Annotated in this window: 23 protein-coding genes and 1 tRNA gene; 18 read left to right on the forward strand and 6 right to left on the reverse strand. The window is 43.3% G+C overall.

Translation table 11 applies throughout. The features are described 5' to 3' along the window. Positions 1-282 precede the first annotated feature (282 nt). Positions 283-1203 (forward strand): DnaJ domain-containing protein, encoded by a 921-nt coding sequence (locus HWQ41_RS09900; protein ID WP_292762019.1) that lies wholly within the window; start codon positions 283-285, stop codon positions 1201-1203. Between the two features lie 137 nt (positions 1204-1340). Beyond that, positions 1341-1664 (forward strand): DUF1825 family protein, encoded by a 324-nt coding sequence (locus tag HWQ41_RS09905; protein ID WP_292762021.1) that lies wholly within the window; start codon positions 1341-1343, stop codon positions 1662-1664. Positions 1665-1728: 64 nt separating this feature from the next. On the opposite strand, the gene HWQ41_RS09910 is transcribed toward HWQ41_RS09905, so the two are convergent. After that, positions 1729-3654 carry a transglycosylase domain-containing protein gene (locus HWQ41_RS09910; RefSeq protein WP_292762022.1) on the reverse strand — a complete coding sequence of 642 codons (1926 nt, stop codon included), beginning with the start codon at positions 3652-3654 and terminating at the stop codon, positions 1729-1731. Positions 3655-3827: 173 nt separating this feature from the next. On the opposite strand from HWQ41_RS09910, the gene tyrS reads away from it, so the two are divergent. From tyrS to gmk, 6 genes are all read left to right on the forward strand, one after another. After that, a complete protein-coding gene (tyrS, locus tag HWQ41_RS09915) occupies positions 3828-5018 on the forward strand; it encodes a tyrosine--tRNA ligase (RefSeq protein ID WP_292762071.1) in 1191 nt (396 codons plus the stop codon). Between the two features lie 21 nt (positions 5019-5039). After that, complete coding sequence (pyrF, locus tag HWQ41_RS09920; protein WP_292762023.1) at positions 5040-5759, forward strand: orotidine-5'-phosphate decarboxylase; 720 nt, start codon at positions 5040-5042, stop codon at positions 5757-5759. A gap of 32 nt (positions 5760-5791) precedes the next feature. Continuing rightward, positions 5792-6442: a hypothetical protein gene (locus HWQ41_RS09925; RefSeq protein ID WP_292762074.1), complete on the forward strand. Its 651-nt coding sequence runs from the start codon at positions 5792-5794 to the stop codon at positions 6440-6442. Positions 6443-6484: 42 nt separating this feature from the next. Continuing rightward, positions 6485-6934, forward strand: coding sequence for a DUF29 domain-containing protein (locus HWQ41_RS09930; protein ID WP_292762025.1), 450 nt, complete (start codon positions 6485-6487; stop codon positions 6932-6934). 430 nt (positions 6935-7364) lie between these two features. Next, the gene (gene remA, locus HWQ41_RS09935; protein ID WP_073639751.1) at positions 7365-7631 is read left to right on the forward strand and encodes an extracellular matrix/biofilm regulator RemA; all 267 of its coding nucleotides are present in this window, start codon (positions 7365-7367) and stop codon (positions 7629-7631) included. Positions 7632-7804: 173 nt separating this feature from the next. After that, positions 7805-8404 carry a guanylate kinase gene (gene gmk / locus HWQ41_RS09940; protein ID WP_292762076.1) on the forward strand — a complete coding sequence of 200 codons (600 nt, stop codon included), beginning with the start codon at positions 7805-7807 and terminating at the stop codon, positions 8402-8404. Between the two features lie 374 nt (positions 8405-8778). On the opposite strand, the gene HWQ41_RS09945 is transcribed toward gmk, so the two are convergent. The 3 genes from HWQ41_RS09945 to HWQ41_RS09955 form a co-directional block, all read right to left on the reverse strand. Then, a complete protein-coding gene (locus HWQ41_RS09945) occupies positions 8779-9300 on the reverse strand; it encodes a photosystem I reaction center protein subunit XI (RefSeq protein ID WP_292762027.1) in 522 nt (173 codons plus the stop codon). Between the two features lie 384 nt (positions 9301-9684). Next, a complete protein-coding gene (psaJ, locus tag HWQ41_RS09950) occupies positions 9685-9834 on the reverse strand; it encodes a photosystem I reaction center subunit IX (protein WP_094339707.1) in 150 nt (49 codons plus the stop codon). Positions 9835-9873: 39 nt separating this feature from the next. Then, on the reverse strand, positions 9874-10368 hold the full coding sequence (locus tag HWQ41_RS09955; RefSeq protein WP_292762029.1) for a Photosystem I reaction center subunit III: 495 nt from the start codon (positions 10366-10368) through the stop codon (positions 9874-9876). Between the two features lie 261 nt (positions 10369-10629). On the opposite strand from HWQ41_RS09955, the gene tsaD reads away from it, so the two are divergent. After that, positions 10630-11679 carry a tRNA (adenosine(37)-N6)-threonylcarbamoyltransferase complex transferase subunit TsaD gene (gene tsaD, locus HWQ41_RS09960; RefSeq protein WP_292762031.1) on the forward strand — a complete coding sequence of 350 codons (1050 nt, stop codon included), beginning with the start codon at positions 10630-10632 and terminating at the stop codon, positions 11677-11679. A gap of 223 nt (positions 11680-11902) precedes the next feature. Here the strand turns inward: tsaD and HWQ41_RS09965 are convergent, their stop codons facing one another. Together HWQ41_RS09965 and HWQ41_RS09970 are read right to left on the reverse strand one after the other, a co-directional pair. Then, positions 11903-12814, reverse strand: a complete 912-nt coding sequence (locus tag HWQ41_RS09965; RefSeq protein WP_292762032.1) for an alpha/beta hydrolase — start codon at positions 12812-12814, stop codon at positions 11903-11905. 177 nt (positions 12815-12991) lie between these two features. Then, on the reverse strand, positions 12992-13711 hold the full coding sequence (locus HWQ41_RS09970; RefSeq protein WP_012410214.1) for a hypothetical protein: 720 nt from the start codon (positions 13709-13711) through the stop codon (positions 12992-12994). 528 nt (positions 13712-14239) lie between these two features. Between HWQ41_RS09970 and HWQ41_RS09975 the strand changes: the two genes are divergently transcribed. The 9 genes from HWQ41_RS09975 (at position 14240) to HWQ41_RS10015 (ending at position 24885) form a co-directional block, all read left to right on the forward strand. Beyond that, positions 14240-14791, forward strand: coding sequence for a GNAT family N-acetyltransferase (locus HWQ41_RS09975; RefSeq protein WP_292762033.1), 552 nt, complete (start codon positions 14240-14242; stop codon positions 14789-14791). Between the two features lie 302 nt (positions 14792-15093). Further along, positions 15094-15167: transfer RNA gene (locus tag HWQ41_RS09980), tRNA-Pro, on the forward strand. A 608-nt stretch (positions 15168-15775) separates the two neighbouring features. After that, entirely contained in the window at positions 15776-16582 is an 807-nt protein-coding gene (locus HWQ41_RS09985) for a Tic22 family protein (RefSeq protein WP_292762034.1), read from the forward strand. A 25-nt stretch (positions 16583-16607) separates the two neighbouring features. Continuing rightward, the gene (gene prmC / locus HWQ41_RS09990; protein WP_292762036.1) at positions 16608-17498 is read left to right on the forward strand and encodes a peptide chain release factor N(5)-glutamine methyltransferase; all 891 of its coding nucleotides are present in this window, start codon (positions 16608-16610) and stop codon (positions 17496-17498) included. A 1073-nt stretch (positions 17499-18571) separates the two neighbouring features. Then, on the forward strand, positions 18572-19936 hold the full coding sequence (locus tag HWQ41_RS09995) for a pyridoxal phosphate-dependent aminotransferase family protein (protein ID WP_292762039.1): 1365 nt from the start codon (positions 18572-18574) through the stop codon (positions 19934-19936). Between the two features lie 132 nt (positions 19937-20068). Then, entirely contained in the window at positions 20069-22012 is a 1944-nt protein-coding gene (locus HWQ41_RS10000) for a fatty acyl-AMP ligase (protein ID WP_292762042.1), read from the forward strand. Next, positions 21999-23606, forward strand: coding sequence for an acyl-CoA dehydrogenase family protein (locus tag HWQ41_RS10005; protein ID WP_292762044.1), 1608 nt, complete (start codon positions 21999-22001; stop codon positions 23604-23606). The genes HWQ41_RS10000 and HWQ41_RS10005 overlap by 14 nt, the downstream gene beginning before the upstream one ends. A 32-nt stretch (positions 23607-23638) precedes the next feature. Continuing rightward, positions 23639-24598 carry an acyl-CoA desaturase gene (locus HWQ41_RS10010; protein ID WP_292762046.1) on the forward strand — a complete coding sequence of 320 codons (960 nt, stop codon included), beginning with the start codon at positions 23639-23641 and terminating at the stop codon, positions 24596-24598. A 26-nt stretch (positions 24599-24624) separates the two neighbouring features. Beyond that, a complete protein-coding gene (locus HWQ41_RS10015; protein ID WP_292762049.1) occupies positions 24625-24885 on the forward strand; it encodes an acyl carrier protein in 261 nt (86 codons plus the stop codon). Positions 24886-24890: the final 5 nt, after the last annotated feature.

Below are 24890 nucleotides of genomic sequence, written 5' to 3' on the forward strand. Positions count from 1 at the left end.
ATAATTCAAAACTCACTCATCATCGTTCGCGCAGCGTCTTTGACAGTAGAAGTTCAGTAGACAAGAAAAGTAATTGTAGTAAACATCCTGGCTATATTGCCAAATTTATAATGACTAGTGGCCATATAAATTCATTTTAGTCAACTACCCTGTTTTGCCCCTCGGATTTTTAGGTGGTAAGTCCCACGATTTAGTATTTGAAAAAACTTGAGTAAGTTTCACATGACTGTACATTGAGCTTTGATGCTAATTTTAAGTTTTTAACGGATCTAGATTACTACGATGTCACAGACCTTTCTACCGCCAGAATGGTTTAAACAGCTTTGTGATCCTTACGCTGTGCTAGGAATTTCTGTGAGTGCTGACGATCGCCAGGTTTTTAAACGCTATCACACTTTAGCGAAGCTGCTACATCCCGATCGCTATACCAAAAGCTGCAATCCAGACCAAGGATTAGCAACGGCAATATTTAGCCATTTAATCAATCCAGCTTATGAACAACTGAAACATCGACACAAGCGCTTTATTGCCATAGCTATGCTGCGATCAAACGCAAGAGTGTTACAGCAGCAAGCTTTGTGTGTTAAAAGTGCCATAGCTCAGGAAATTATGGAAATGTCTGCACCCCAAGCAGAATTGTTTTACGAAGAAGCGATCGCCTGCTATGCAGAAGCTCAGTACAAATCACTAGATCAGTTTTATCAAGTTACACAACAAATTAGTATACTGAATTTAGTTTACTTACAGTTGCATAAACCTGACCTGTTTCTACCGCAAAAAGCTGTTCGCATCATCCCTGAGCTAGAAGTCAAGCCAGTTGAATTGACATTAGATGAAAAAACTAATGTTAAGCCAGTTTTGACAAACTACGCTCAACGTCACTACCAGCGAGCTATTGAGTACGTCAGGCTAGCCAACTGGACGCTAGCTGTGCAAGAACTGCGCGATGCCATCAAGTTAGAGCCAAATAACAGCGACTATTATGCTTTGTTAGGTTTGGTACATCTCCAACAGAAATTTATCGGGATGGCCAGGGTTTACATCCGTCAAGCATTAAAACTTAACCCGCAAGATTCACTAGCTTTGAAATACGCTCCTGGACTGAAAATTCAACCGGGTGAAAACACTGATCCTAAATCAATGGCTAAAGCTGTGAGTATTGCGGCTTTATTAAGTCGGTTTACAAAGGGGAAACCTTCTTAAGTCAAGTGTTGAAATTTCGGTAACAAACCGTACTAAAACCGAAGCTTCGTGACTAGATTACTCCCCTAGACTAAAATAAAAATAGAAGTAAAACTATTAAGCTACTGAGTCTGGGCACTCAGTTTAATATAAGCAATATGGGATTCTTCGATTCTGAAATAGTTCAGCAAGAAGCAAAACAGCTGTTTGAGGATTATCAAGCGCTGATCAAGCTTGGCAACGGCTACGGCAAATTTGACCGCGATGGCAAAAAGCTATTTATTGAGCAAATGGAAACCATGATGGATCGGTATCGCATCTTTATGAAGCGCTTCGAGCTATCAGAAGATTTCATGGCGCAAATGACAGTAGAACAACTGAAAACGCAATTAGGTCAGTTCGGTGTCACCCCGCAACAAATGTTTGATCAAATGCACCTAACTTTAGAACGGATGAAAGCCGAGCTAGAAAAACAGCCCTAGTCAATTTTAGATTTTGAATTTTGGATTTTGGATTGGCAATTAATCCAAAATCTAAAATCTAAAATTATTGTGACTTTGGACGAGAAAACTGGGAAGGTGGCTTGAAGTTTTCTACTGGTACGTTCTTAAGTGCCTTCTCCATAAAATCTTTCCAGATGGGAGCGACCATAACACCACCTGTGGCATGATCAGCTAATTGTCTGTTGTCGTCTCTCCCTACCCAGACAGCAGTTGTTAACTGTGGCACAGTACCAACAAACCAAATATCTTTTTCTGATGATGTTGTTCCCGTCTTCCCTGCGGCTGGGCGACCGATCGCAGCACCTTTACCTGTACCTTCAGAGATTACCGATCGCATCACATCGATAATGGCTGCTGAAGCCCAAGGATCGAGAACTAGCTGGGGTTTCGGGGTATTATCTAGCAACACGTTACCACTACTATCGGTGACACGGGCAATTACAGTTGGTGGAGATTGCCAGCCATAATTAGCAAAGGTAGCATAGGCACTAGCCATTTCCAGAGGGGTCACACCAATTGCACCAAGTGGCAAAGAAGACACAGGTTCCATCGGACTCATAATCCCCAAGGTACGGCAGGTTTCTATGACTCTATTCATCCCCACAGCCTTACCAATTTTGATCACGGGAATGTTGCGCGATTGGGATATAGCTGTGCGGATTGACATCTCTCCCCTAAAAGTCGCATCATAATTTCTGGGAGAGTACCAACCGTTACCATCTCGATAGCTAACTGGGGCATCTACTACCGTTGAGTCTGCCGTATATTTACCAGTAGCAAAAGCAGTATAATATACAAATGGTTTAAAAGAAGATCCGGGCTGGCGTTGAGATTGAGTTGCACGATTGAATTCACTGGTCTTAGGATCTATACCACCCACCAATGCTTTAATAAAATGTGTGCGCGGATCAATTGCCACCAGCGCCATTTGATTCTTAGATAATCCCTGATCTAGTAGTGATTTATGCCACTTACTAACAGTTTCTTCTGCCATCATTTGGAAGTCGGCATCAACTGTAGTTTGAACTCGCATCCCGCCTTTGAGTAGTGTCTCACGCCCAAACTTCTTAGCTAACTCCTGCGCCACAGTATTGGTTACATAGGGTAGGGCACTACCTTGGAAGGATTTGATTCTACCAAGTTTGATTTCTTGCTTGAGGGCATCGTCGTACTCTGACTGGCTGATCCAATTCAATTCCAGCATCCGTCCTAGCACTTCTTTTTCTTTCTGTTTTGCCAGCTTCATGCTCACAAACGGGCTGAATTCCTCTGGTGCTTGGATCAAACCCGCCATCATTGCTGACTCACCCAAGGTTAAATATTCTGCTGACTTATTAAAGTAACTGCGTGCCGCCGTTTGTACACCATAATTGTTATGACCCCAATAAACTTGATTGAGGTACATTTCAAAAATTTGGTCTTTATTGAGAATTTGCTCTAACCGGATTGCCAGCACCGCCTCTGCTAACTTGCGGGTAAAGGCACGCTTGTGAGATAAAAACAGGTTTTTTACCAATTGCATGGTGACAGTAGAGCCACCCTCTTTGACTCCACCTGCTGCCGCGTTAACTACTATAGCCCGCCCAACGCCGACGGGGTTAATACCGTGGTGATCGTAGAAGTGGCTATCTTCACTTGCCAATACCGCCCGTTTCAGATTCGGCGAAATTCTATCTAGGGGTACAACTTCCCGGTTGGCTTCCCCGTGAATACTCGTTAAAAGTTTACCCTTAACGTCATAAATGTAAGTCGTTTCTGAGGGAAAGAAGTTACGTAGCTGTCTCACATCTGGCAAATTACGGAAGCTGATAGCTAAACCAACCAGTCCTCCGGCTACAATGGAACTTGCCAGCATGGTGATTGAAAGCAGAGTACCGCCAGTTACCTGACCGACTCCTTTCATAAACTCAAAACCTGATGAAGCCCGACGTTGTGGCTGCTTATCTTCAAAAGTCCTAGACGACGACACGGCTATTACACTTCCTCACTTGTAAATTTAACTGTAATTGATTGGGTGAAGCAAGGCGGTTAGTTTTTTGCAATTATAGTAGTTTGGCAGATGAGAAAGTGGATAAATTGCAAGTGTTTATAACCAACTTAACTTCTAGTGTGCAAAACATAGCTAACAGTGGATTTTCTAGTATGACGCCAGATTTTGCTTGGCTGCGTCGTGGTGTAGTAGAAGTTTTCCCACAACCAGTTGATGTTAACAGTGAAAGTCTAGAAAAGCGCTTGGTAACTACAAACCAACCTTTGAGGATCAAATTGGGGATTGACCCGACGGGTACTGATATTCATCTCGGTCATAGCATACCAGTACGGAAACTGCGAGCGTTTCAAGATGCAGGTCATATAGCAGTTCTAATTATTGGCGATTTTACCGCACGCATTGGCGATCCAACTGGTAAATCTGAGGTGCGTCGTCAGCTTACAGAAGCAGATGTAGCTCAAAATGCTCAGACTTATCTTGACCAAGTACGTCCTATCTTGGATTTTGACACACCAGGAAGGTTAGAGGTGCGCTATAACTCCGAATGGCTCTCTGGGCTAAACTTAGAGAAAATTTTGGAGTTACTCTCGACGATGACGGTGGGGCAGATGTTGGCGAAGGAAGGATTTGCCGATCGCTATAGAAAAGAGAATCCGATTTTTATCCATGAGTTCCTCTACCCGTTAATGCAAGGTTTTGATTCGGTTGCCGTTGAGGCAGATGTGGAATTGGGAGGGACTGATCAGAAATTTAACATTGCTGTGGGCAGAGATTTGCAGCGCCATTTTGGTCAAGAGCCACAGTTTGGGATGCTGCTGCCGATTTTGATTGGCACGGATGGGGTGCAAAAAATGTCCAAGTCTTTAGATAATTATATTGGGTTGTCGGAACACCCAGGACAAAAGTACCAAAAGTTACAAGGAGTTCCCGATCATCTGCTGTCACAGTATTTTGAACTGTTGACGGATTTACCTTTGGATAAACTGCCAGAAAATCCCCGCGATCGCCAAACACTTCTAGCATCGGAAGTTGTCAAACAGTACGACGGCGAAACCGCAGCCCAAGAGGCCAAAGAAGCAGCGCAAAGCGGCGGCAAGGAGGGGGCTGTTCCAGAATTTTCTCTAGCTGGTGTGCAGCAGTTTCCGACTAAGTTAGCCTATATTCTCAATGCCACTGGCTTGTGCAAAAGTACGGGGGAAGGAAAGCGGAAAATTCAAGAGGGTGGAGTGCGCTTAGATGGCGATCGCATTACTGATGTTGATACGACTTTTACTGATCTCTGTGAGTTACAAGGTAAGGTTTTACAAGTTGGGAAAAATAAGTTTGTGCGTTTAGTGCCTTAAATGGGGAATGGGGAACTGCAAATGAACGCAGAACAACGAATTATAGTGCCTTTGGATGTGTCGGATGAGCAAAGTGCGATCGCTCTTGTAGAGCAACTTCCGCAAGTGGTTTGGTGGAAAGTAGGCTTAGAGTTGTTTACCAGCACCGGCCCGAAAATTCTGGAAGTGTTAAAGTCCCGGCAAAAGCGCATTTTCCTAGATTTAAAGTTTCACGATATCCCTAACACAGTCGCTGGTGCTTGTCGTAGTGCAGCTAAATACGGGGTGGATTTGTTGACAATTCATGCTGCATCTGGTAATGACGCTCTCAAAGCTGCAACAGAAGCGGCGCAAGAAGGGGCTACCCAAGCGGGGGTAAAACCGCCTAAATTAATTGCTATTACTTTGTTAACGAGCATTTCTACTAGACAGTTGGCGTTTGATTTAAAGATTCCCCTAGAATTACCAGAATACGCCGTAGAAATGGCATTGCTGGCTCAAGAGGCGGGATTAGATGGGGCAGTTTGTTCGCCCCAAGAAGTGGCACAACTACGGCAAACTTGTGGAGATGACTTTTTGCTTGTTTGTCCGGGAGTTAGACCAACTTGGGCAGATAAAGGTGATCAAAAGCGATCGCTGACCCCAGCACAAGCCATTAAAGCCGGTGCAGATTATCTAGTGATTGGGCGTCCGATCACTACTGCTACTGAGCCGGAGTTAGCCTGGAAGCGGATTTCTGAGGAGTTAACTGCGATCGCATGAACGCAAAAGTCAGCGATAAGCAGGAGAGCAGGATGCAGGGTGTAGGCGAGAGCAATCCTGTCTCTTTGCTCAGAAAAAAAAATTATAGTTGGCTTTTAGCTTGTGGCTTCTGGGTTTTAGGATCAAATAGCTTTGTTTACCCAGCGTTCTCGACAAAGCTCACCCCTAAACCCTCTGCGATCGCAGAAAGGGAAAATATCAACGGTGAGGTGAGGTCTTTGTGTTCTGAGCAAAATTTAGAAACATTAACTACACAACTACTGCAAGATTTACCTAGTTATACCAATCGTGCTAGTCAACGCGCCCGCCGCCTCAGTAGAAGCAGTGATGTTTACAGTTATATGCTAGTGGCAGGAAGACCTGAGTTTACTCCTCTGCCCCTTAACCTTGAAGAATATAGTGCCGATGCGCCTAAAAGTGCTGCATCAGGAGTTGAGCAAGTTTTCTTTACTACCTTGGATCGGCAGTACATAGGAAAGAAAGCGGTAGAATTGCAGGAATTCCACTGGCTGTTGTTGACTAAAACTAAAAGTGGTTGGCGACTAGTGATGATGTTTTCTCAAACGGGTTCCCATTCCGCACCGCAGCCACTATCCCCACCACGCGATAGTAGTAACGGTACCATTGCCCAAGGAGTTAAAGCTTGGTTACGCGATTGTCAAGCGGGAAGTGTGCGTCAATAAAACCTAATTCCAAATCTTCATAAATTAGGAGAATATTAAATAATGTCTAAAATACTCACTCAAATTCTCTATGAACAGGATTATCACTTGTGGTTAGAAACTACGTTGAAACAATTGCAAGAACGAGATTTAGAGCATCTTGATTGGGATTATTTGATTGAGGAGATTGAAAGATTGGGTAATGAACAGAAACACAACCTCGAAAGTTATCTACTGCAACTTCTCAAACATCTGCTTCTGTATCAACATTGGAGTCTTCCTGAACGTAAAAATCATTGGGAAGTGGAAATTGATCATTTTCGGGTGGAACTCAGGAAATTAGCCAAATCTAAAAACCTCTACAACTATCTGCTCACAGTGCTTGAAGAAGTCTACATTGATGCGCTACGACAAGCAAAAAAGAAAAGTGGATTGAATTGTTTTCTGCAAACTTCTCCTTATAGCATTGAGCAAATTTTAGATGTGGATTATTTACCACCATTTACTTATTGATCAGGTAGAGTATTCATTTTAAATTGTGAATTTCGTCTCGCGGTACTAGTGCCTTTTATAAAGATACATCACCCAACAAGCCTGTATCAGTCAATACGCTTGGGTTAAGGCTAAAAACAAAAACTGGTGTAGGTGTAGGTTGGGTTGAGAAACGAAACCCAACATTATCAACCATTTGCTGGGTTTCGCTATTGCTCAACCCAACCTACTATTTTTCTTAACCCAAGCGTATTGCTGTATCAGTATGATTTGGCGTATGTCTTTGGGAATATTTTCAGGAAATATAGCTGATAAACAGCTAAAAAAAGCAGACATTATTTAAAAACGAATCCTGGCTTGAATTTAAGCGTTGTAACTGCCGTTTTTTGGCGATAACATGGGAATAAGTTTATTTTAAGCTTCTCAAACCGCGTTTAGCGTCAGTTTTTTTATGGACATTCAGTTAATCAACATCGGCTTTGGTAACATCGTGTCTGCCAACCGAGTAGTTGCCATTGTCAGTCCAGAGTCTGCCCCGATTAAGCGGATTATTACCGATGCACGGGACAGAGGTCAACTGATTGATGCAACTTACGGTCGTCGGACTAGGGCTGTAATTATCACCGATTCCAGCCACGTAATTCTGTCAGCAATTCAGCCAGAAACAGTAGCGAATCGCTTTGTGATTTCCCGCGATCATCAAACTGTAGATAATTGACTAGCAGTGGATTAACAATCCCACTTCTATTTGCACCCTATCGGCAGTACTATATGAACTAGACAAGTTTTCTGTCACCCTTGCTACAAATAAATTCTTTAGTCACTAGTGGACTAGGCCAGGAACACAAGACTAATGAATAATATCTATTGATTGATTCACAAATTGAAGGGATGATGCCAGTTTTACCCATCCAGAGTAGTGCTACTACCGAAGAATGCTTACATTTAGGCAGATTAATTGTTTTAACTGGCCCCAGTGGGGTCGGTAAAGGCACTTTAATGCGATCGCTCCTACAACGTCATCTGGAACTATATTATTCCGTATCCGTGACGACTCGTTCTCCCCGTCCAGGGGAAATCGATGGTAAAAATTATTACTTTATCAGCCGTAATAAGTTTGAACAATTAGTTGCCGAAGGTGAATTTTTGGAATGGGCAGAATTTGCTGGTAATTATTACGGCACGCCCCGTGAAGCTGTGCTTAACCAAATTAATTTCGGTAAGTTGGTAGTGCTGGAAATTGAACTAGAAGGGGCAAGACAAATTCGTGCTTCCTTCCCCAGTGCCCTCAGCATTTTTATTTTACCGCCTTCTTTTGATGAATTGGAGAAACGGATACGCGATCGCGCCCAAGACTCTGAAGAAGCGATCGCCCGTCGTCTACTCCGCGCCCAAGAAGAAATTCAAGCCGCAGATGAATTTGATGTTCAAATCGTTAATGACGATTTTGAAACTGCTTTAAATGATATTGAAGCGGTTTTGTTTAATTGAAGAAGTATTCAGAAATCAGAATTCAAGAGCGGAGCAAGGAAAACTCCGCCTCCGGTCATAATCAATTAGTGAAGGATTCAGATCCACCACTGATAACGTAGCCTAAAGCCTTCTCTTCTCCCTTGGCGCTAGCCTCTCCCAATGTGAGAAGGGGAGACGCACTCGCGTCCCTTGAGGCAACGTATAAAGGCATAGCAACTCTTAGAGATGCACTCGCCTTCGCTTAGAGCGAGTCGTACAGAATTCATGCTGAATTCTGATCCCTGACTCCTGAATTCTGTTTAAATAAGTTAGGAGCGGAGCAAGGAAAGCTCCGCCTCCGGTTAAGAGTTAGAAGTTATGAATTTAAACTCCTAACTCCTAACTCCTAGTAATTAACCAAATAGACCTTGAATTAGTGCCAGATTACTAGTCAAAAAGTAAGCAACTACTGCACCACCAATACCACCAATCAAGAAATAAAGGGCGAAGTCGTTCCAGCTTTCTTTAGAGTTAAAAGCATCTGCCGGAGGTCTGGGTACGGTAACACTAGGAAGTGCTTTGGGCGGATTGCTATTGGCATACAGCGATAGGGCGCCGGTAAGAACAACAACCAAGCCAATGGCTCCCAGTAACCCAGCTAAGTTAGCGCTAGCTGTGTCCCGCAGTGGCCCCAATTTGGCAAAGGGGCCAAATAGCCAGTAACCATGAGCTGCTCCCACTTCTACCGCACGTCTACCAGCGCTAAGACCTGGACGATAGGCAGGTAAGTTATTAATGAACCACTTGCTCAAGGGAGAAGCATTAACCGGGGTTTCTAGGTTGCCAATCTGCGGATCGCCGAATGCGGGAAAAACAACTTCCCGATTTCTGGGATCGCTGGGAAGATTCTTTGATGCATCTACTGCTTGTGCCATATTTTATGTTCGCCTCTAAATTAAAATGGTGGCATTTTTATATTAATAATAATTGTAGCTAAAGATGTCTTTTGGCTAGGAAGTTTAGAAAAATTAATTTAGCTAGTTTTAAAACTGTGAAACTCGCGATCTGTAAACAGAATCACGAGTTTCAAAAAACTATTTTTGCTGCCTATTTTAGTGATAATTCTGCCTAACTAAGCTCAATACATCAACTACACAATATTAGGCAAAAAGCAAGACATTCAACTGTCCTAAATCCCATTTGACCAGCAATTTTAGATTTTGGATTTTGGATTAAAAGAATTTTTTGGTTCATACCCCGTCCCTTGTGGGCGGAACCAATCTAAAATCTCAAATTTAAAATCCAAAATCGTTTGACACTTATGGCAGTGGGTGGAAAAGCAGGTCGGGGAAAAAGCGGTTGAATTCAATCAAGATACCTGCTGTGATGGTCAGCCAGATGGTAGCTGCCACGGGTGCTGTGGAAATGAATTTAATCAAATAAGCTGATTGATCGCCTTTGTCTGCCATGAATTTAGCCTCCAAAACAAATGAATTAGTTAAGCTGATTTAGCGTGGGGAAATGGGGATTTCTGAATCCTTGGCTGCTAATTTGCCAGAGAGAAGTTCTTGGACTGCTGCTGCTGGCCAAGCAAAGCCTGTGGCGATGATGGGTAGTGCCAAACCAAGATCGATTTGGACTTCTTTTAGTTCAGTGTCAGATTCCTTTTTGATCGCTTGCAGATAGGTACGACCTACCCAACCAATCCAACCAGCAATATATAAAAACAGAATGCTAGGGATCAGGAAGTCACCAGCATGATCTAGACGACTATCAACAATCAAGTGAGGGTATCCCTCAGGGCCGCACAGCGCCTGAGAATAACGCTCAAACCGCTTTTTCCCTGATTCGGGGTCAGCAGTGGTATTACGGGCATTAGCTGCTAGCTCTTGGAAAGCGGGATTGTCCTTGCACGGTGTCAAATTAGCCCCTAAAGCTTGTGCTGGGGGGGCAAAATTGAACCAAAGACAAATCGCTAACATCAAAGCAAACAATCGTCGCATAGAGTTGTTTCCTTTTATTACAAAACAAAAAGTTCTTTGTACAAAACGAAGCGGCTTGTACAGTTGTTTATTTGCATAACTAGGAAGTCATCATACTCTTGGGTGGGAACCGAGTAAAGTTTAAGTAAATAAAAGTTAAAGCTTCTCAACCAAAATTAGTGCTGAGTAACGAGTGCTGAGTATAAGAATTGTTGTTGTAGGGTAGTAAAGAAGCAAGATTTTCTCTCTACTGTTCAGGATTCAGGACTCAGCACTCAAGAAATGGCAACCGTTTTAGCAATAGAAACAAGCTGTGATGAAACTGCCGTCGCAATTGTTAAGAATCGTAAAGTTTACAGCAGTATCGTAGCCTCACAAATTCCAGTCCATCAGCAGTATGGCGGGGTAGTGCCAGAAGTAGCGTCTCGCCAGCACTTGGAAACAATCAATGAAGCGATCGCTCAAGCCCTAGAGCAAGCCCAACTAGACTGGGGAAAAATTGACGCAATTGCCGCCACTTGTGCCCCTGGACTCGTAGGAGCGCTGTTGGTGGGTTTAACTGCTGCCAAAACTCTGGCGATGGTACACAACAAGCCATTTTTGGGAGTTCATCACCTCGAAGGTCACATTTACGCCACTTACTTGAGCGAATCAACTTTAAATCCCCCTTTCTTGAGTTTATTAGTTTCTGGCGGACATACAAGCTTGATTTATGTCAAAGATTGTGGTAATTACGAAACACTGGGACAAACCCGTGATGATGCTGCGGGTGAAGCTTTTGATAAGGTGGCGCGATTGTTAAAGCTGGGTTATCCGGGTGGGCCAATGATTGACAAGTTGGCACAAGAGGGCAATCCCCAAGCCTTTGCCCTACCAGAAGGAAAAGTTTCTTTACCTGGTGGGGGGTTTCATCGTTATGATACGAGTTTTAGCGGGTTAAAAACAGCTGTATTACGTTTAGTACAGCAGTTAGAGAAAGATGGTGGACAAGTGCCAGTGGCAGATGTAGCAGCTAGCTTTCAGGAAACCGTAGCGCGATCGCTAACTAAAAGAGCGATCGCCTGTGCCCTAGACTATGGTTTAGACACAATTGCTGTTGGTGGCGGTGTAGCAGCTAATAGCGGGTTGAGGAAAAACCTCCAAGTCGCCGCCGTTGAACATAACCTACGCGTCCTATTCCCCCCTCTGAAATTCTGTACTGATAACGCCGCCATGATCGGCTGTGCCGCATCTGACCATCTATCCTGTGGTCATACATCCCCCATCACACTGGGCGTTGAGTCTAGGTTAGCGCTTACCCAGGTGATGAAGTTGTATCACCCTGTTGAGTAGTCATTTGTTCTTTGTCATTTGTCATTTGTAACCCAATACGCTTGGGCTTAACTCTTTGTGAAAGTCAATTTTTTTTAACGAACCGCGTTCGCGTTAGCGTCTCCCCTTGGGAGAAGGACGCAAAGGACGCAAAGGAAGAGAAGGAAAAAATGCTTAACTGAACTGTATTGAGTTGTAAGCACCAATGCCCAATGCCCAATGCCCAATGCCCAATGCCCAATAACTATAGACTTTTGACTATCGACCGGATGTGATCAGCCACTGCATCCGGCTGTTCCAACATCGCCAGGTGTCCGCAATCAGGAATTTCTAAAACATTGTCACCACAATATTGGAACAGTCTGTGAAAGCTAGCTAAATGGCGCACATACTTGGGTTCCATAACCTTATCTTCAGCACCAGCCAAAAAATAAACTGGCTGCTTCAATTGGGATACTAGCTCAGGTAAACGATTGATTTCTTCCTCAGTTGTGGAGTCTAACAGAGTTCCCAGAGCCGCCTCCGGGTCAGCCACGACGAAATCAATCAGCCGCTGACGTGCCCAATAGCGCTCCAAAGGATGTGCCACACTGGCTCTAGTAAACAGCAAATCAATCAAAGGCACTTGGGACAGCCAGCGCGGGCGGACTTGCAAAAATTTCTGACCCGCCGAGCGAAACTGCTCAAAGGCTTCTTTGAGGTAAATACCACCACCAGCGTTGATACAAATAACTCCCTTAACACATTCAGGTATTTGATCTGCTCCCCAAAGAGCGATCGTGCCTCCCAAGGAGTGACCAATTAGCCAAGCACTGGTAATATTTAGCTGTTTCAGGAGAATTGCTAAATCCTGAGCATAGGCAGCAGGAGTATAAAGAGAATCGAAAGGTGAGCCAACCGCACTACTGGAGATGGGCGTAAGACTCAGAGACGTTTGTGCCCGACTAAAATCGGTTTTTACCTGGGACTGGGATTCACCAAAACCCCGCAAATCATAGGAAAGGCACTGCAAATCATCTGATAGGCGGGAAATCACAGGTTGCCAATATCCACGGCTATTGAGCCAACCGTGGATAAATACTAAAGCATGGGGGCAGGAAGTGGGAGCCGTTAGCTCGTACGCGTGTGGAACGCCCAAGATTTCGATAGTTGCCATATTTATATCGTACCCCTAAGGGCGGGTGCGACTAAATACGGAGTGCGAAGAGTTAGAAGTTAGGAGTTAGAAGTTAGAAGTTAGGAGTTAGAAGTTAGGAGTTAGAAGTTAGGAGTGAGGAATTGTTAATTTTTAACTCATAACTCATAACTCATAACTGATAACTCCTCACTTTTATCATTTACCCAGCAACCTCTGTCGCACTCCTTCAGCAATTTTGTGACCCAGATATTCAGGAATGAGGCTTTCATTCGGCCCCAACAAGTAGAGAATTAGCCGTGTACGTCCGCGCCAAACTAGTAAATTGGCATTGACTACCAGAAGGTCTTCCTGCCAGATGGCGTACATCACTTTGTAGAATAATCCTGGTTGATTATCGGCTTCAATCACTAGTGCAGGGAGATGAAAGACCGGATCGACATAGAACTCAGTTTGTACCTGCTCTAAGCCAGTGTCAAGATTGAATTCTACTGCCAGCATCTCTTCTACCTCAAACCGACCTCCTAAAGCCTCGCGAATGGCGCGACAGACATTTTCTGCGGTTTTCTCGGTCAAGGCTTTACTACCACGAGACACCAACAGTTTGATAAAAACTAACATCGGTGGACGGATCTGACCGTATAGACTCAGACCGTGGATAGTCAACCCATAAGCTGCTAGTACACCAAAAATATCGCTGAGGAGAAAAGACTGGTTGCGGTAAGCAAAATGCAAGGCACTTTTACTACCTTCCGGTTTTAGCTCAATAACAGCGCGTCTAGTTTTATAAAGACGGTAGGCTAGCCGTAAATTTTGCAGTTGAATCTCACTGCTGACGAATTGCTCATAAAACTGGGGAAACGCTCGGTTAAAGCGCTTTAAAAGTTCCAGTGTTGAAGATTTTAAACCAGAAGCCATTGTTAAGGGTAAGACTCGCTTGCTTTCGTCACCTGGGGGCTGAGTGTTGGGGACTGGGTGTTGGGGACTGAGGACTGGGGACTGGGGACTAGAGAAGAGTATTTTCAATACCCAATAAATACACCATGCCCAATCCCTTGTATACAATTCACTCCTAAGCTAACGTGCATTTAAGCTCTATACGAGCAATTGCCAGGATTAGGTTTTTCCATTTTGAATTTTGAATTTTGAGAGAAGTCGGAGCGGTAGCGAGTCCGCGAACGTCTCTGAACTTCTGTGATTTTGAATTTTGAATTGTTTATATCCTTACCCTTTTGGTGAATTTCTCCTAGCCTTTACAACAAAATGCTAAAGTTGAAAATGATTGGTGTGAAACACGCTCTAACTGGCTGTTGCCATTGCAAATCCCGAAAGCAACCGAAAAAATTTGAGTGTAAGGGGTAGTAAATGGGGATAGCTATATTAAACGTGAATCAACACTCCTGAGAGTGGAAACCAATTCAGTTATACTACCCGAACCACGTTGGCATGGGTTTTTGGAAAACTTGGTTTAGTACTCCTGAATCTGTAGCGACAACTAGGACAAACCCCTTTGAAGAGCATACAGCGCAAACTGCGGGCAACTCCAACCCCAGCAGCATTAGCGAAGCTTCTTCAAAGGAGGCTCGCATCGTCTTCAGCACGGAGCGAGACATTGACCTGTATGAGCTAGAAGAACTCTGTGATGCAGTTGGTTGGTCGCGTCGTCCTCTAAGAAAAGTGAAAAAAGCTATTGAGCATAGTTTTCTTGTCGCCTCAATGTGGCAGGTGAGAGGAAACCAAAAGCGGCTCATTGGTTTTGCCCGCGCTACCTCAGATCACGCGTTTAATGCCACTATTTGGGATGTGGTGGTTCACCCAGACTTTCAAAGTCAAGGACTGGGCAAGGCTCTGATGAAATACGTTCTCAAAAAACTTAGGAGTGAAGAAATTAGTAATGTCACTCTCTTCGCCGACCCCCATGTTGTAGATTTCTACCGAACTATGGGGTTTATGGCTGATCCGGAAGGCATCAAAGGCATGTTCTGGTATCCTCACTAGCGCTCAGTCCAAATAAAACCCGATTCGCACAATAAAATCAGGTATAGTAGTATAAATCTATTATTTTGATTTGGTTTGGCAAGGTTTAGCCGACGAAGGCACAAGTATATATCTTGTAAAACTAAGTCGGCAAAAAACCTTGATAAGTGTAACAATGTAATCTATTATCTTGTCTTTGCAAAAGATGAAAAAGATTAGGCATAAGCCGTGTAATATGATATGATGGCATTAATACTTTTGGTAAAGCGCGATCGCTTTGATGGGAAGTTAAAACCAAACCGCAAAAAGTAGATAAGTCTAACCGGGATGTAGCGCAGCTTGGTAGCGCGCCTGCTTTGGGAGCAGGATGCCGCAGGTTCAAATCCTGTCATCCCGATTTAATTAATATAGTTAACAGTTAGAGCGGATTGACTAGAGTTTTTTTGCTAAAATGTGCAATTAAATTGTAATGTACATTTTTATGCAGAAAATGAATTAGCCTGTTATCATGTTGGGTTGACTGTTGAAGCCTAACAGGCAAATTTCGTCCTTAAGCAGTAAGATATTGCTGACACTGAGCTTTGTATAGATTTGAGAAGAAATTAAACCAATCGCAGATGGAACGATTGATTAAGTAATAGCGTCACCCGATATTAGAAAAAGCCGATAAAATGGCATTTATCATCTCCAAGTCTCAGAGATGGAGAGACTTTTCACTGCTTAAGAAGACATATAATAGGCATCTACGGCATTTCGCGGTGAATAGCGAAGCGAAACCGAGAAAAACACAACGTTAGCACAGTCAATTTGTGAAAACGATACTATAGCAACCCTAAATAGTTGGGGAATATTAGATTTTGGCCGTTGACGCTTAACACTCAACCTCAACGCGCACAATGAATTTTTCACAACTGAAATAGATTGCTATATAACTAAAGCTAGTTGGTGCTGTGCAAATCCAACCATTTGTTTAATTTAATTGGATTATTGATGCGAGGAGCAGTCATGAAATCATTTATTCGCTTAGGCGCAACATTAGGTATAGCTGGCAGTGTATTTTTAGCGGGACTTTCAGGAATAGGCAATCTACCAGGAATGGGCAATCTAGAGGCGATCGCGTTGCCACAAGATCAGGTAGTGAAAAAACTCCAAGAAGTACCTGTATTCACACTCACCAATCCTAAAGGCGAATTCGTAGTTCTTTCCAGGAACAACGCATCCAAGCCGATCTCGCAAGTAGGATTTTTTATTAGCAAGCAAGATGCTCAAAAATTCCTTGACAATCGGCTCAAAAAAGAAAACCCCCAGTTGGCAAGCACGCTACAGGTAAGACCTTTGTCCTTGGCAGACTACTATAAAATAGTCCAAGAAAGCAAAAAGAAATCAGACTCTGTAATTTATACTTTAGTGCCGACGCAAGAACAGGTAGCATCGGCAACTAGTATGCTGAATCAGAATGGTCAAAAAGGACAGCAATTCAATGGTATTCCCTTATTTGTACCCAAATTTAAGAAAGATAATAGCTATTTGACCATTCCCGTCCCCAAAGGCAAGGAGCGGTACATCCCTTTCTTTTTTGAGAAAGAGCAAGCAGTGGCTCTATTAGACGAATTCAAAAAAGCCGTGCCCAAGGAAGCAGACAACACTGAGATTCAGGTGGTGGATTTGTACGGTGTTATGGAGGCTCTCAATAGCAGCAACGATCCTGGTATAAATAAAATTGTTCTGTATCCATCGCGGGAGTCCATCAATTTTATTCGTTCGCTTGCCCCGAATCAATCACCAGCTGCTGCGCCCGCTCCGAAAAAATAACGGATATGCACTCCAAGGTTGAGGCATGGGGGAGAAACATCTGATAGTTTCTGGTTTACAACTTTGGCAGTGGCGGAATGCAGCTATTAAAGCAGCGATCGCCACTGATGTCCCACCAAGGGAGGTAGATTGGCTGCTTCTAGAGGTAGCTGGGTTAGACCGCTTGGCACTACGTTTGGAGTCTTTCAAAAACTGGCCGCAAATTCAGCTACAATTGCCGCTACAAGAGTTAGATCAACTGTGGCAGAGGCGATTAAATGACCGCTTACCAGTGCAGTACATTGCGGGAGTTACACCTTGGCGTCAGTTTAAAATCGCGGTGTCGAATGCGGTTTTGATTCCCAGACCGGAGACAGAGAGCTTAATTGATTTAGCTGAAGCATCTGCTAGCAAGACTTCAGGACACTGGGCGGATTTGGGCACTGGGAGTGGAGCGATCGCTTTGGGACTAGCAGATGTCTTGCCAAAAGCAACAATTCATGCAGTTGATTACAGTTTAGCAGCACTGGCGATCGCCCAAGCCAACGCCGAGAATTTGGGTTTTGCTGACCGGATTAAATTTTATCAAGGTTCCTGGTGGGAGCCACTGGCATTGTTAAAAGGTCAGTTCAGTGGTATGGTGTCTAACCCTCCTTACATCCCCACCAGCACCTTACCTACTTTGCAACCAGAAGTAGTTAACCATGAACCGCATCTAGCTTTGGATGGTGGCGCTGATGGCTTAGATTGCATTCGCCATTTGATAGAAATCTCCCCTCGTTATTTGCGATCGGGTGGCGTGTGGCTAATTGAGATGATGGCTGGACAGGCCGATGAAGTGCGAGAACTTCTGCAAAATCAAGGTAATTATTCCAATATTCAAATTCACGCTGATTTAGCTGGAATTGACCGCTTTGCCCTTGCTTATAGAAGTTAGGGTTTTTTTTACTCCATTTGGCTATCTCCATCTGTTTGAGTCATTCCAATATTACTGGAATATCATCAATTGCATCGGCAATTCGTCGCAACCAATTATGTGCTTGTGATATATATCTAGCGAGATTCTGCATCTATATCTCCCTATATATTTTTATCTAAACGTTTTGTTTAACTGATTTTATTTAGCTTTTATTGATTGACAACAAAAGCTAAATAATGGTAGCTTGAATCTCGGATTAAAAATTCACCCTAATCCAAATTTCCAACACATCTAAAAAGATTTAGATATTGGTACGTTTAGAGCAGAGGAAGCACTTTTTGTGGTTAATCTTTCATTAGAGAAGGGCATTTATATTTATATGCCCTATCTTCCAGTTAGAATAATGTTTAAAGTTGAAAATTGGGTACAATATTGGCCAACTGGCAGTCCTCGGTAAATTAATATTACACAGCAATCTTAAATGCTTTATAAAAACCGAGAAGAGGTTGAGTTTCTCTGGTTTTATGATGCTCAAACTTCAAATAAGATTGCTCTATATAGAAAGTAATTGACGATGTTTGTTTGCTAATCTTCAGTCTTTAGTGAAATTAGTTTTAGCAGTTTTCTTGGTGTGCGAGTACCTTGTAAACGACTGCATATATAGCGCTTCTCTGTTGAGTGCAATACAGACCTAACAAGAACAGCCCCTTCCCTACTAGCGTTGGGGAGCAAGATTCAAAGCCTCTCTCCTTTTAGGAGAGAGGTTTGGAGAGAGGTCAAAGTGTATTCCATCCATTCGAGAACCGCTATAAAAAATAATAAAAAGTGCTAGCAAGATAGCTTTTGCAGCAATCAAAATTGCTTGCTATTCTCAATACCTTCACCAAGAAGGTAGATATAGCCTTTGTGAAAATAACGCAATGAAACTGCGTGATTGACTATTAGACAAAACGCCTAATCAGAAAGTAGCGAGAAACTTATCTGTTGAGCAGTTCATATCTGATTCACGCCATAAATCTATTGCTTAAAAGACTTAAGCGGTTAATTTGCTTTGCTAAAAACAGAGAAATAAATGTAGGTTAGAGTTCACAATGTTAAGTAAACAGACTAATAAATTTCCAGAAGATGTTAAGAATATATGGGCTGCACCGGATACCAGCAGCCATGCCGAGAATTTTTCCTTCAAAGATTTTTTCCCAACGATTGGTTCATCTTTAGCGGAGCGTGTGAAACCTTGCTCTAATTGGCTGCATACACCAAATCCCTCCATCGGCCCCAATGCCTGTATGCTGACCTATTTCCCTCGTGAGGTCGTTGGGCCAATTGAAAATCGAACTCTGATCAAAGATCCGCTCACTGGTGAGATCAGGTCAATGCTGATGTTCGGATCAAATAATTACCTGGGATTGACCACCCATCCCTATGTTCGAGAAGCAGCAAAGCGAGCTATTGAAGAATTTGGTGTTGGTATGGGTGGGCCACCTCTACTCAATGGGATGAGCAGCCTCCATCGCCAACTTGAAGCCCGTATTGCCCAGTTCAAAGGCGCTGAAGACGCTCTCCTTTTTGCTAGTGGATTTCAGGCACAGTTAGGGTGGGTGAATGGTCTGTTACGCGATGATGATGTTTTAATCTGCGACGAGTTTGGCCATGCCAGTCTGTATGATGCCATTAAGCTTGTGTCTATGGGTTCCAGGGTTCGCGCTTTTACCTTCAAGCACAACGATTGTGACGACCTCGAACAGCGTCTGATCAAATGCAAGCAAGTTGGAGGAGCATCAAATCGATTAATCTATGTGGCTGTCGAAGGCGTATATTCGATGGATGGCGATTTAGCTCCACTCGTAGCAATTCGTGAACTTTGTGACCATTACGGGGCTATTCTGGTCGTGGATGATGCACATGGCACTGGTGTCATGGGTAAAAAGGGCGGCGGTACTGATGAACACTTTGGTCTGAAAGGTCGAATTGATGTAACGATGGGGACTTTCAGTAAGGCATTGGGTGTCACAGGCGGCTTTATCGCTGCTAGTCGTGATGTAATCGAGTATCTGCGCTTTTTCGCTCGGTCTTATATGTTTTCAGCATCTTTGCCTGCTCCTGTTGTTGCAGCTGTCTTGGCAGGTTTGGATATTATCGAGCGGGAGCCAGAACGTATCAGTCAGCTTCGAGCCAATAGTGCTTACTTGTTGCAGCAACTCCAAGAGGCAGGATTCCAAGCCAGCAGCGATTCTGCGATCATACCAGTGAGAATCCCGGCGGAAGTCGAAATTCGCACTCTTGCCTGGAGATTTCACCAAGAAGGCATCTTTGTGAATTCGGTCGAGTACCCTGCTGTTCCCCTCAATGCCCAAAGACTCCGAATCAGTGTCATGGCAACCCATACACATGAAGATTTAGATACATTTATTCACATTTTCCAAAAGTTGGATCGGGAATTAGGCATCGTCCGATAAATCGTTGACGGTTAGAGAGACGCGATAAATCGCCGTCTCTACAGGGTATCCATCAATTATTTATTGACAGACTCGTAGCTGACAAACCCGTAAATTTGCATGACTTTACTGTGTAAACCGTGAAATTGGCTTATGACTATTTGTTTGGCTGATCTCCAAAACCCTCTTGACAAATTTTCAACTTTAATAGAATTACTGAGCTACAGAGCTAAAAATCAGCCTGAGAAAACAGCTTATATATTTCTCCGAGATGGAGAAACTGAAGAAAATAGACTGACTTATGGAGAATTAGACCTGCAAGCGCGATCGCTCGCATCTCATCTTCAGTCTCTAGTATCTCCCGGCGAACGGGCTTTGCTGTTGTATCCACCGGGTCTAGAGTTCATTAGCGCCTTCTTTGGTTGTTTATATGCAGGTGTTATAGCAGTTCCCGCTTATCCACCGCGAGCCAATATGAACTTGCTCAGGTTGCAGGCGATCGTTAAAGATGCCCAAGCAAAGGTAGTCTTGACCACAAAATCCTTATTAACCAACCTGGGAAGTCAGTTAGTCGAAAATCCAGAGTTGGCAACTATGCACTGGTTAAACACTGATTACATTGACAGCAATCTCAGTTCAGATTGGCAAAAACCAAGACTAGAGAGCGACACCCTGGCTTTTCTTCAATACACTTCCGGCTCTACCGGAACACCGAAGGGGGTGATGATCACTCACGGAAATTTGCTGTGCAACCAGAGATCCATCAAGATGGGTTTCGGACATACAGAGAAAACAATTTTTGCCGGTTGGTTGCCTTTATTCCACGATATGGGACTGATTGGGAATGTGTTGCAGCCTCTATATTTGGGTATACCGTCTATTTTGATGTCACCAGTAGCTTTCCTCCAGAAGCCTTTTTCCTGGTTGCAAGCTATTTCTCGTTACAAAGCCACGACTAGCGGCGGGCCAGATTTTGCTTATGATCTGTGCGTTCGGAAGATTACTCCCGAACAGCTTTCTAGTCTTGACTTAAGTAGTTGGGAAGTGGCTTTCAATGGAGCCGAACCAGTTCGTGCCGAAACACTAGAGCTATTTGCTAGCTATTTCGCGCCTTGTGGTTTCCGTCGGGAAGCGTTTTACCCCTGCTACGGGATGGCTGAAGCGACTTTATTTGTTTCTGGAGGTTTGAAAACAGCTTCCCCCGTTCTCTATCAAGTTGAAGGAGCAGCCCTTGAGGAAAATCGGGTGGTGGCTGCTGAATCTGGGGAAGGGACTAAAACAATTGTGGGCTGTGGTCGCACTTGGTTAGATGAGAAAATCGCCATTGTCGATCGCGAATCTTTAACTCAGTGTCCCCCTGGCAAGGTGGGAGAGATTTGGGTGTCAGGTTCTTCTGTGGCTGGTGGCTATTGGAATCGACCAGAGCAAACTGAGGAAACTTTTCAAGGTTATCTGAGAGATACAGGAGTTAGCGATAGCGAAGCGTTAGCGAGTCCTCGATCGTCAGCGTTAGCGACGTTAGGAGCGTCAGGCCCGTTTCTTTGCACGGGGGACTTGGGATTTTTGCAAGATGGCGAACTGTTTGTCACCGGCAGACTAAAGGATGTGATTATCATCCGAGGACAAAATCATTATCCCCAGGATATTGAGCTAACAGTTCAAAAAAGTCATCCAGCACTGCGATCGCATTGTGGAGCAGCTTTCACTGTAGAGCAGAAGGGACAACAGCGATTAGTCGTTATTCAAGAGGTAGAACGAACCTATTTGAGGCGGTTGGATATTCAAGAAGTCGTCGGCAATATCACTGAAGTAGTTGTAGATAATCACGGTTTACAAGTGTATGCCACAGTTTTGATTAAACCTGGGAGTATTCCCAAGACATCTAGCGGGAAGATTCAGCGTCATGCGTGTCGGCGTGGGTTTCTAGATGGCAGTTTGAATGTGGTAGCGCACTGTAGCGGAAATCTTCAGCATCAAGCCCAGTTGCAAAAGTTGGAAGTTGATGTCAACTCACTCTTAGTAAAAGTCCAGCAAGCTAATCCTGATTCTCATAGAGTAAATATTCAGGAGGGCGCAAAAGCTGATGCAGTTCAATAGTCAAAGTCAGTCCTTAGAGAGTTCAAGTCGTCAACGTGCAGAGCAAGTCATCCATTGGTTACGTGATTATGCCCAAAGACGAATCAATTCTAGACTTATGGACGAGCGACGGTGTATAACTCCCCATGTCGTTCTAGACTTTGGCAAAAAAGGCTTGTTGGGAATGATTGTGCCTCAATCATCTGGGGGTCTGGGCTTAAGTTATAGTGATACGTTGCAAGTTATGGAACAACTTGCAGCTATTGATCTCAACTTAGCTTCATTTGTTGGTGTAAACAACTTTCTCGGAATCTATCCAATTCTGAAGTATGGTACACCTCAGATCAAAGAAACTTATCTCCAAAATTTAGCCGAAGGAAGAGATTTAGCAGCCTTTGCCATTACCGAACCATCTGCGGGATCTAATCCTAGAGGAATCAAAGCTGAAGCTCATACAGATGAAAGTGGTGGCTGGTTACTTAGCGGCACTAAAATTTGGAGCGGTTCTGCATCTTGGTCAAGCGCGATCAATACTTTTGCTCATGTTGTAGATGAACAAGGCGAATCTTTGGGAATCACAGCATTTACCATCCCAGAAAATGCTCAAGGATTGAGGCAAGGTACTGAAGCTCTGACTATGGGAATGCGAGGTATGGTTCAGAATACTATTTACCTTGAGCAGGTAAAAGTTAATCATGAAAATGTTTTAGGCGAAATTGGTTCGGGTTTTGAAGTAGCTCAGGACGCAATGCAACTGGCGCGATTGGGAATTTCTGCAACGTGTATTGGAGGAATGAAACGTTGTGCCCAACTCATGCTTCGTTATGCAACCCGTCGCTCAATTGGTATAGAACGGCTAATAAATCAACAAATTACTTTACAACGTCTGAGTGATTTAACAGCAGCAATTAGCGCAGTTGAGTGCTTGGTGAAAAACATTGCTACATCCTTAGATCAAGGAAAACCTGTACCTCCAGAAGCTTATCTTGTCGCTAAAATTATCGCACCCGAATTAATGTGGCAAGCAGCAGATAATCTTGTTCAACTGCTAGGTGGACGGGGTTATATCGAATCTAATATTGCGCCCCAAATCTTACGCGATGCTCGTTTGTTTCGGATTTTTGAGGGGCCGACTGAAACTTTACAGATGCACTTGGGTTTATTAGCTTTATACCAAACACCTCAACTCTGTTCATCTCTTAATCAGTTTTTGGGAGCGACAAAAATCAGTGAACAACTACAACACACGGCTGAATATTGTGCTTCTTACCTCAAAAATAAAAACCTATCTCGGAGCAGTAATAAGAAATTCAGTAAAATATTATCCCAAAAATTGGGTGATGTAGCTGTATGGGCATTTGTGCTTGCTTGCATACAAAATTCATATCAAAGTGAGCCGACAGATGAATTAAAACGTGTCGAAAAGTGGGGTCAACAATATTTTCAGGCAAAGATAGCTCATGCTCTTGCCGAAAATCTCTATGAGCAGACTTTACTAAATACTAATCAGGTGGAAAATCTGATTAATCAGTATGCAGAAAAAATTGGTGATGTCGAGCAAAATTTAGCTGGAGAAAAAGATGAACTGGATGAATATCTCTGTAAAAAAGCCTAATTTTGAACAATTGAATGAGGATGTAAAAGCTAATGCAGTTAAATAATCAAAGTCCTTCTTTGTTTACTTCAACAAAAGAAGCAAAAATTACAATCAAAAATGATTACTTACAAACAATCCAAAAGCGGTTTGCCGCAGCCACGATCATCATTCCTTTGATCGGTACACTGATAGCGCTCAAATTCGCTTGGGATTTTGGAATTAGTCTCATGGAATTAGAATTGCTTTTGGTCTTTTGGTTTCTAACTATGGTTGGAGGGGTTACTGTCGGTAATCATCGGCTTTTATCTCACTGTTCTTTTAAAACCCACCAATCTGTGCGAGTTGCTTTGGCTATCTTGGGTTCTATGGCGGCTCAAGGCCCTGTTATTAATTGGGTTAGCAATCATAGACGGCATCATCAATACAGTGACCAGATAGGAGATACTCATTCACCCAACCTTTACCAAGGAGAATCTTGGGGAAAGTTAAAGGGAATGTGGCATAGCCATATTGGCTGGATGCTTAGTGGTGAACTCACAAATTCTACAGTCTTTGCGAAGGATTTGTTGCAAGACCCTGTGATGAAAAAAGTCAACCAACAATACCTAGCTTTCGTTTTTTTGGGTCTTTTGATTCCAGCTACTCTTGGAGGAATATTGTCAGGTACTTGGATAGGTGTAGGGCAAGGATTTTTGTGGGGCGGACTGGTGAGAATTTTTGTAGTGCATCATTTAACTTGGAGTCTTAACTCCATTGTTCATCTGTATGGTAATCGCTCTTTCAATACTAGTGAAAAGAGTACTAATAATCTTTGGTTAGCGATTCCTACAGGAGGAGAAGCATGGCATAACAATCATCATGCTTTTCCTAACTCGGCAAAGTTTGGGTTGCAATGGTGGCAAGTTGATTTCGGGTACTGGTTAATCCGCACTCTTGAAGTATTAGGTTTAGCTTGGGATATTAAAGTTCCCACGCTAGGAATGATTGAAGCGAAAAAAACTGCTAACTAATTTTTAGTCTAACTTTTGGAGGATCTATGCTTTCTCAACAAACTGAATCTTTGAAAGTCTCTACTACAGAAATCAAAGAATGGTTGATTTCTTATCTAGCAAATTTGCTAGATATCGAACCCGAACAAGTAGATGTAGAAACCACTTTTGCACGTTATGGTTTAGATTCATCGGTAGCGGTGGTTTTAACCGGAGATTTAGCAGATTGGTTAGGAAAAGAGCTAGAGCTAAGGCTAGTTTGGGATTATCCGACGATCGCAGACCTTGCACAACATTTAAGCAAATAGTTAGC

It is taken from the genome of Nostoc sp. NOS(2021), from assembly GCF_017115025.1.
Taxonomy (GTDB): Bacteria; Cyanobacteriota; Cyanobacteriia; order Cyanobacteriales; family Nostocaceae; genus Nostoc.

Bases quoted from the DNA above. Each gene is read 5' to 3' on its own strand.
- gmk (WP_292762076.1), top strand. From the start codon at position 7,805: ATGATGCCAGTTTTACCCATCCAGAGTAGTGCTACTACCGAAGAATGC.
- HWQ41_RS10015 (WP_292762049.1), top strand. From the start codon at position 24,625: ATGCTTTCTCAACAAACTGAATCTTTGAAAGTCTCTACTACAGAAATC.
- pyrF (WP_292762023.1), top strand. From the start codon at position 5,040: ATGAACGCAGAACAACGAATTATAGTGCCTTTGGATGTGTCGGATGAG.
- HWQ41_RS10000 (WP_292762042.1), top strand. From the start codon at position 20,069: ATGACTATTTGTTTGGCTGATCTCCAAAACCCTCTTGACAAATTTTCA.
- HWQ41_RS09985 (WP_292762034.1), top strand. From the start codon at position 15,776: ATGAAATCATTTATTCGCTTAGGCGCAACATTAGGTATAGCTGGCAGT.
- HWQ41_RS09995 (WP_292762039.1), top strand. From the start codon at position 18,572: ATGTTAAGTAAACAGACTAATAAATTTCCAGAAGATGTTAAGAATATA.
- HWQ41_RS09945 (WP_292762027.1), bottom strand. From the start codon at position 9,300: ATGGCACAAGCAGTAGATGCATCAAAGAATCTTCCCAGCGATCCCAGA.
- tsaD (WP_292762031.1), top strand. From the start codon at position 10,630: ATGGCAACCGTTTTAGCAATAGAAACAAGCTGTGATGAAACTGCCGTC.
- tyrS (WP_292762071.1), top strand. From the start codon at position 3,828: ATGACGCCAGATTTTGCTTGGCTGCGTCGTGGTGTAGTAGAAGTTTTC.
- HWQ41_RS09965 (WP_292762032.1), bottom strand. From the start codon at position 12,814: ATGGCAACTATCGAAATCTTGGGCGTTCCACACGCGTACGAGCTAACG.
- HWQ41_RS09970 (WP_012410214.1), bottom strand. From the start codon at position 13,711: ATGGCTTCTGGTTTAAAATCTTCAACACTGGAACTTTTAAAGCGCTTT.
- HWQ41_RS09925 (WP_292762074.1), top strand. From the start codon at position 5,792: ATGCAGGGTGTAGGCGAGAGCAATCCTGTCTCTTTGCTCAGAAAAAAA.
- HWQ41_RS09905 (WP_292762021.1), top strand. From the start codon at position 1,341: ATGGGATTCTTCGATTCTGAAATAGTTCAGCAAGAAGCAAAACAGCTG.
- prmC (WP_292762036.1), top strand. From the start codon at position 16,608: ATGGGGGAGAAACATCTGATAGTTTCTGGTTTACAACTTTGGCAGTGG.
- HWQ41_RS10005 (WP_292762044.1), top strand. From the start codon at position 21,999: ATGCAGTTCAATAGTCAAAGTCAGTCCTTAGAGAGTTCAAGTCGTCAA.
- HWQ41_RS10010 (WP_292762046.1), top strand. From the start codon at position 23,639: ATGCAGTTAAATAATCAAAGTCCTTCTTTGTTTACTTCAACAAAAGAA.
- HWQ41_RS09955 (WP_292762029.1), bottom strand. From the start codon at position 10,368: ATGCGACGATTGTTTGCTTTGATGTTAGCGATTTGTCTTTGGTTCAAT.
- psaJ (WP_094339707.1), bottom strand. From the start codon at position 9,834: ATGGCAGACAAAGGCGATCAATCAGCTTATTTGATTAAATTCATTTCC.
- HWQ41_RS09975 (WP_292762033.1), top strand. From the start codon at position 14,240: ATGGGTTTTTGGAAAACTTGGTTTAGTACTCCTGAATCTGTAGCGACA.
- HWQ41_RS09930 (WP_292762025.1), top strand. From the start codon at position 6,485: ATGTCTAAAATACTCACTCAAATTCTCTATGAACAGGATTATCACTTG.
- remA (WP_073639751.1), top strand. From the start codon at position 7,365: ATGGACATTCAGTTAATCAACATCGGCTTTGGTAACATCGTGTCTGCC.
- HWQ41_RS09900 (WP_292762019.1), top strand. From the start codon at position 283: ATGTCACAGACCTTTCTACCGCCAGAATGGTTTAAACAGCTTTGTGAT.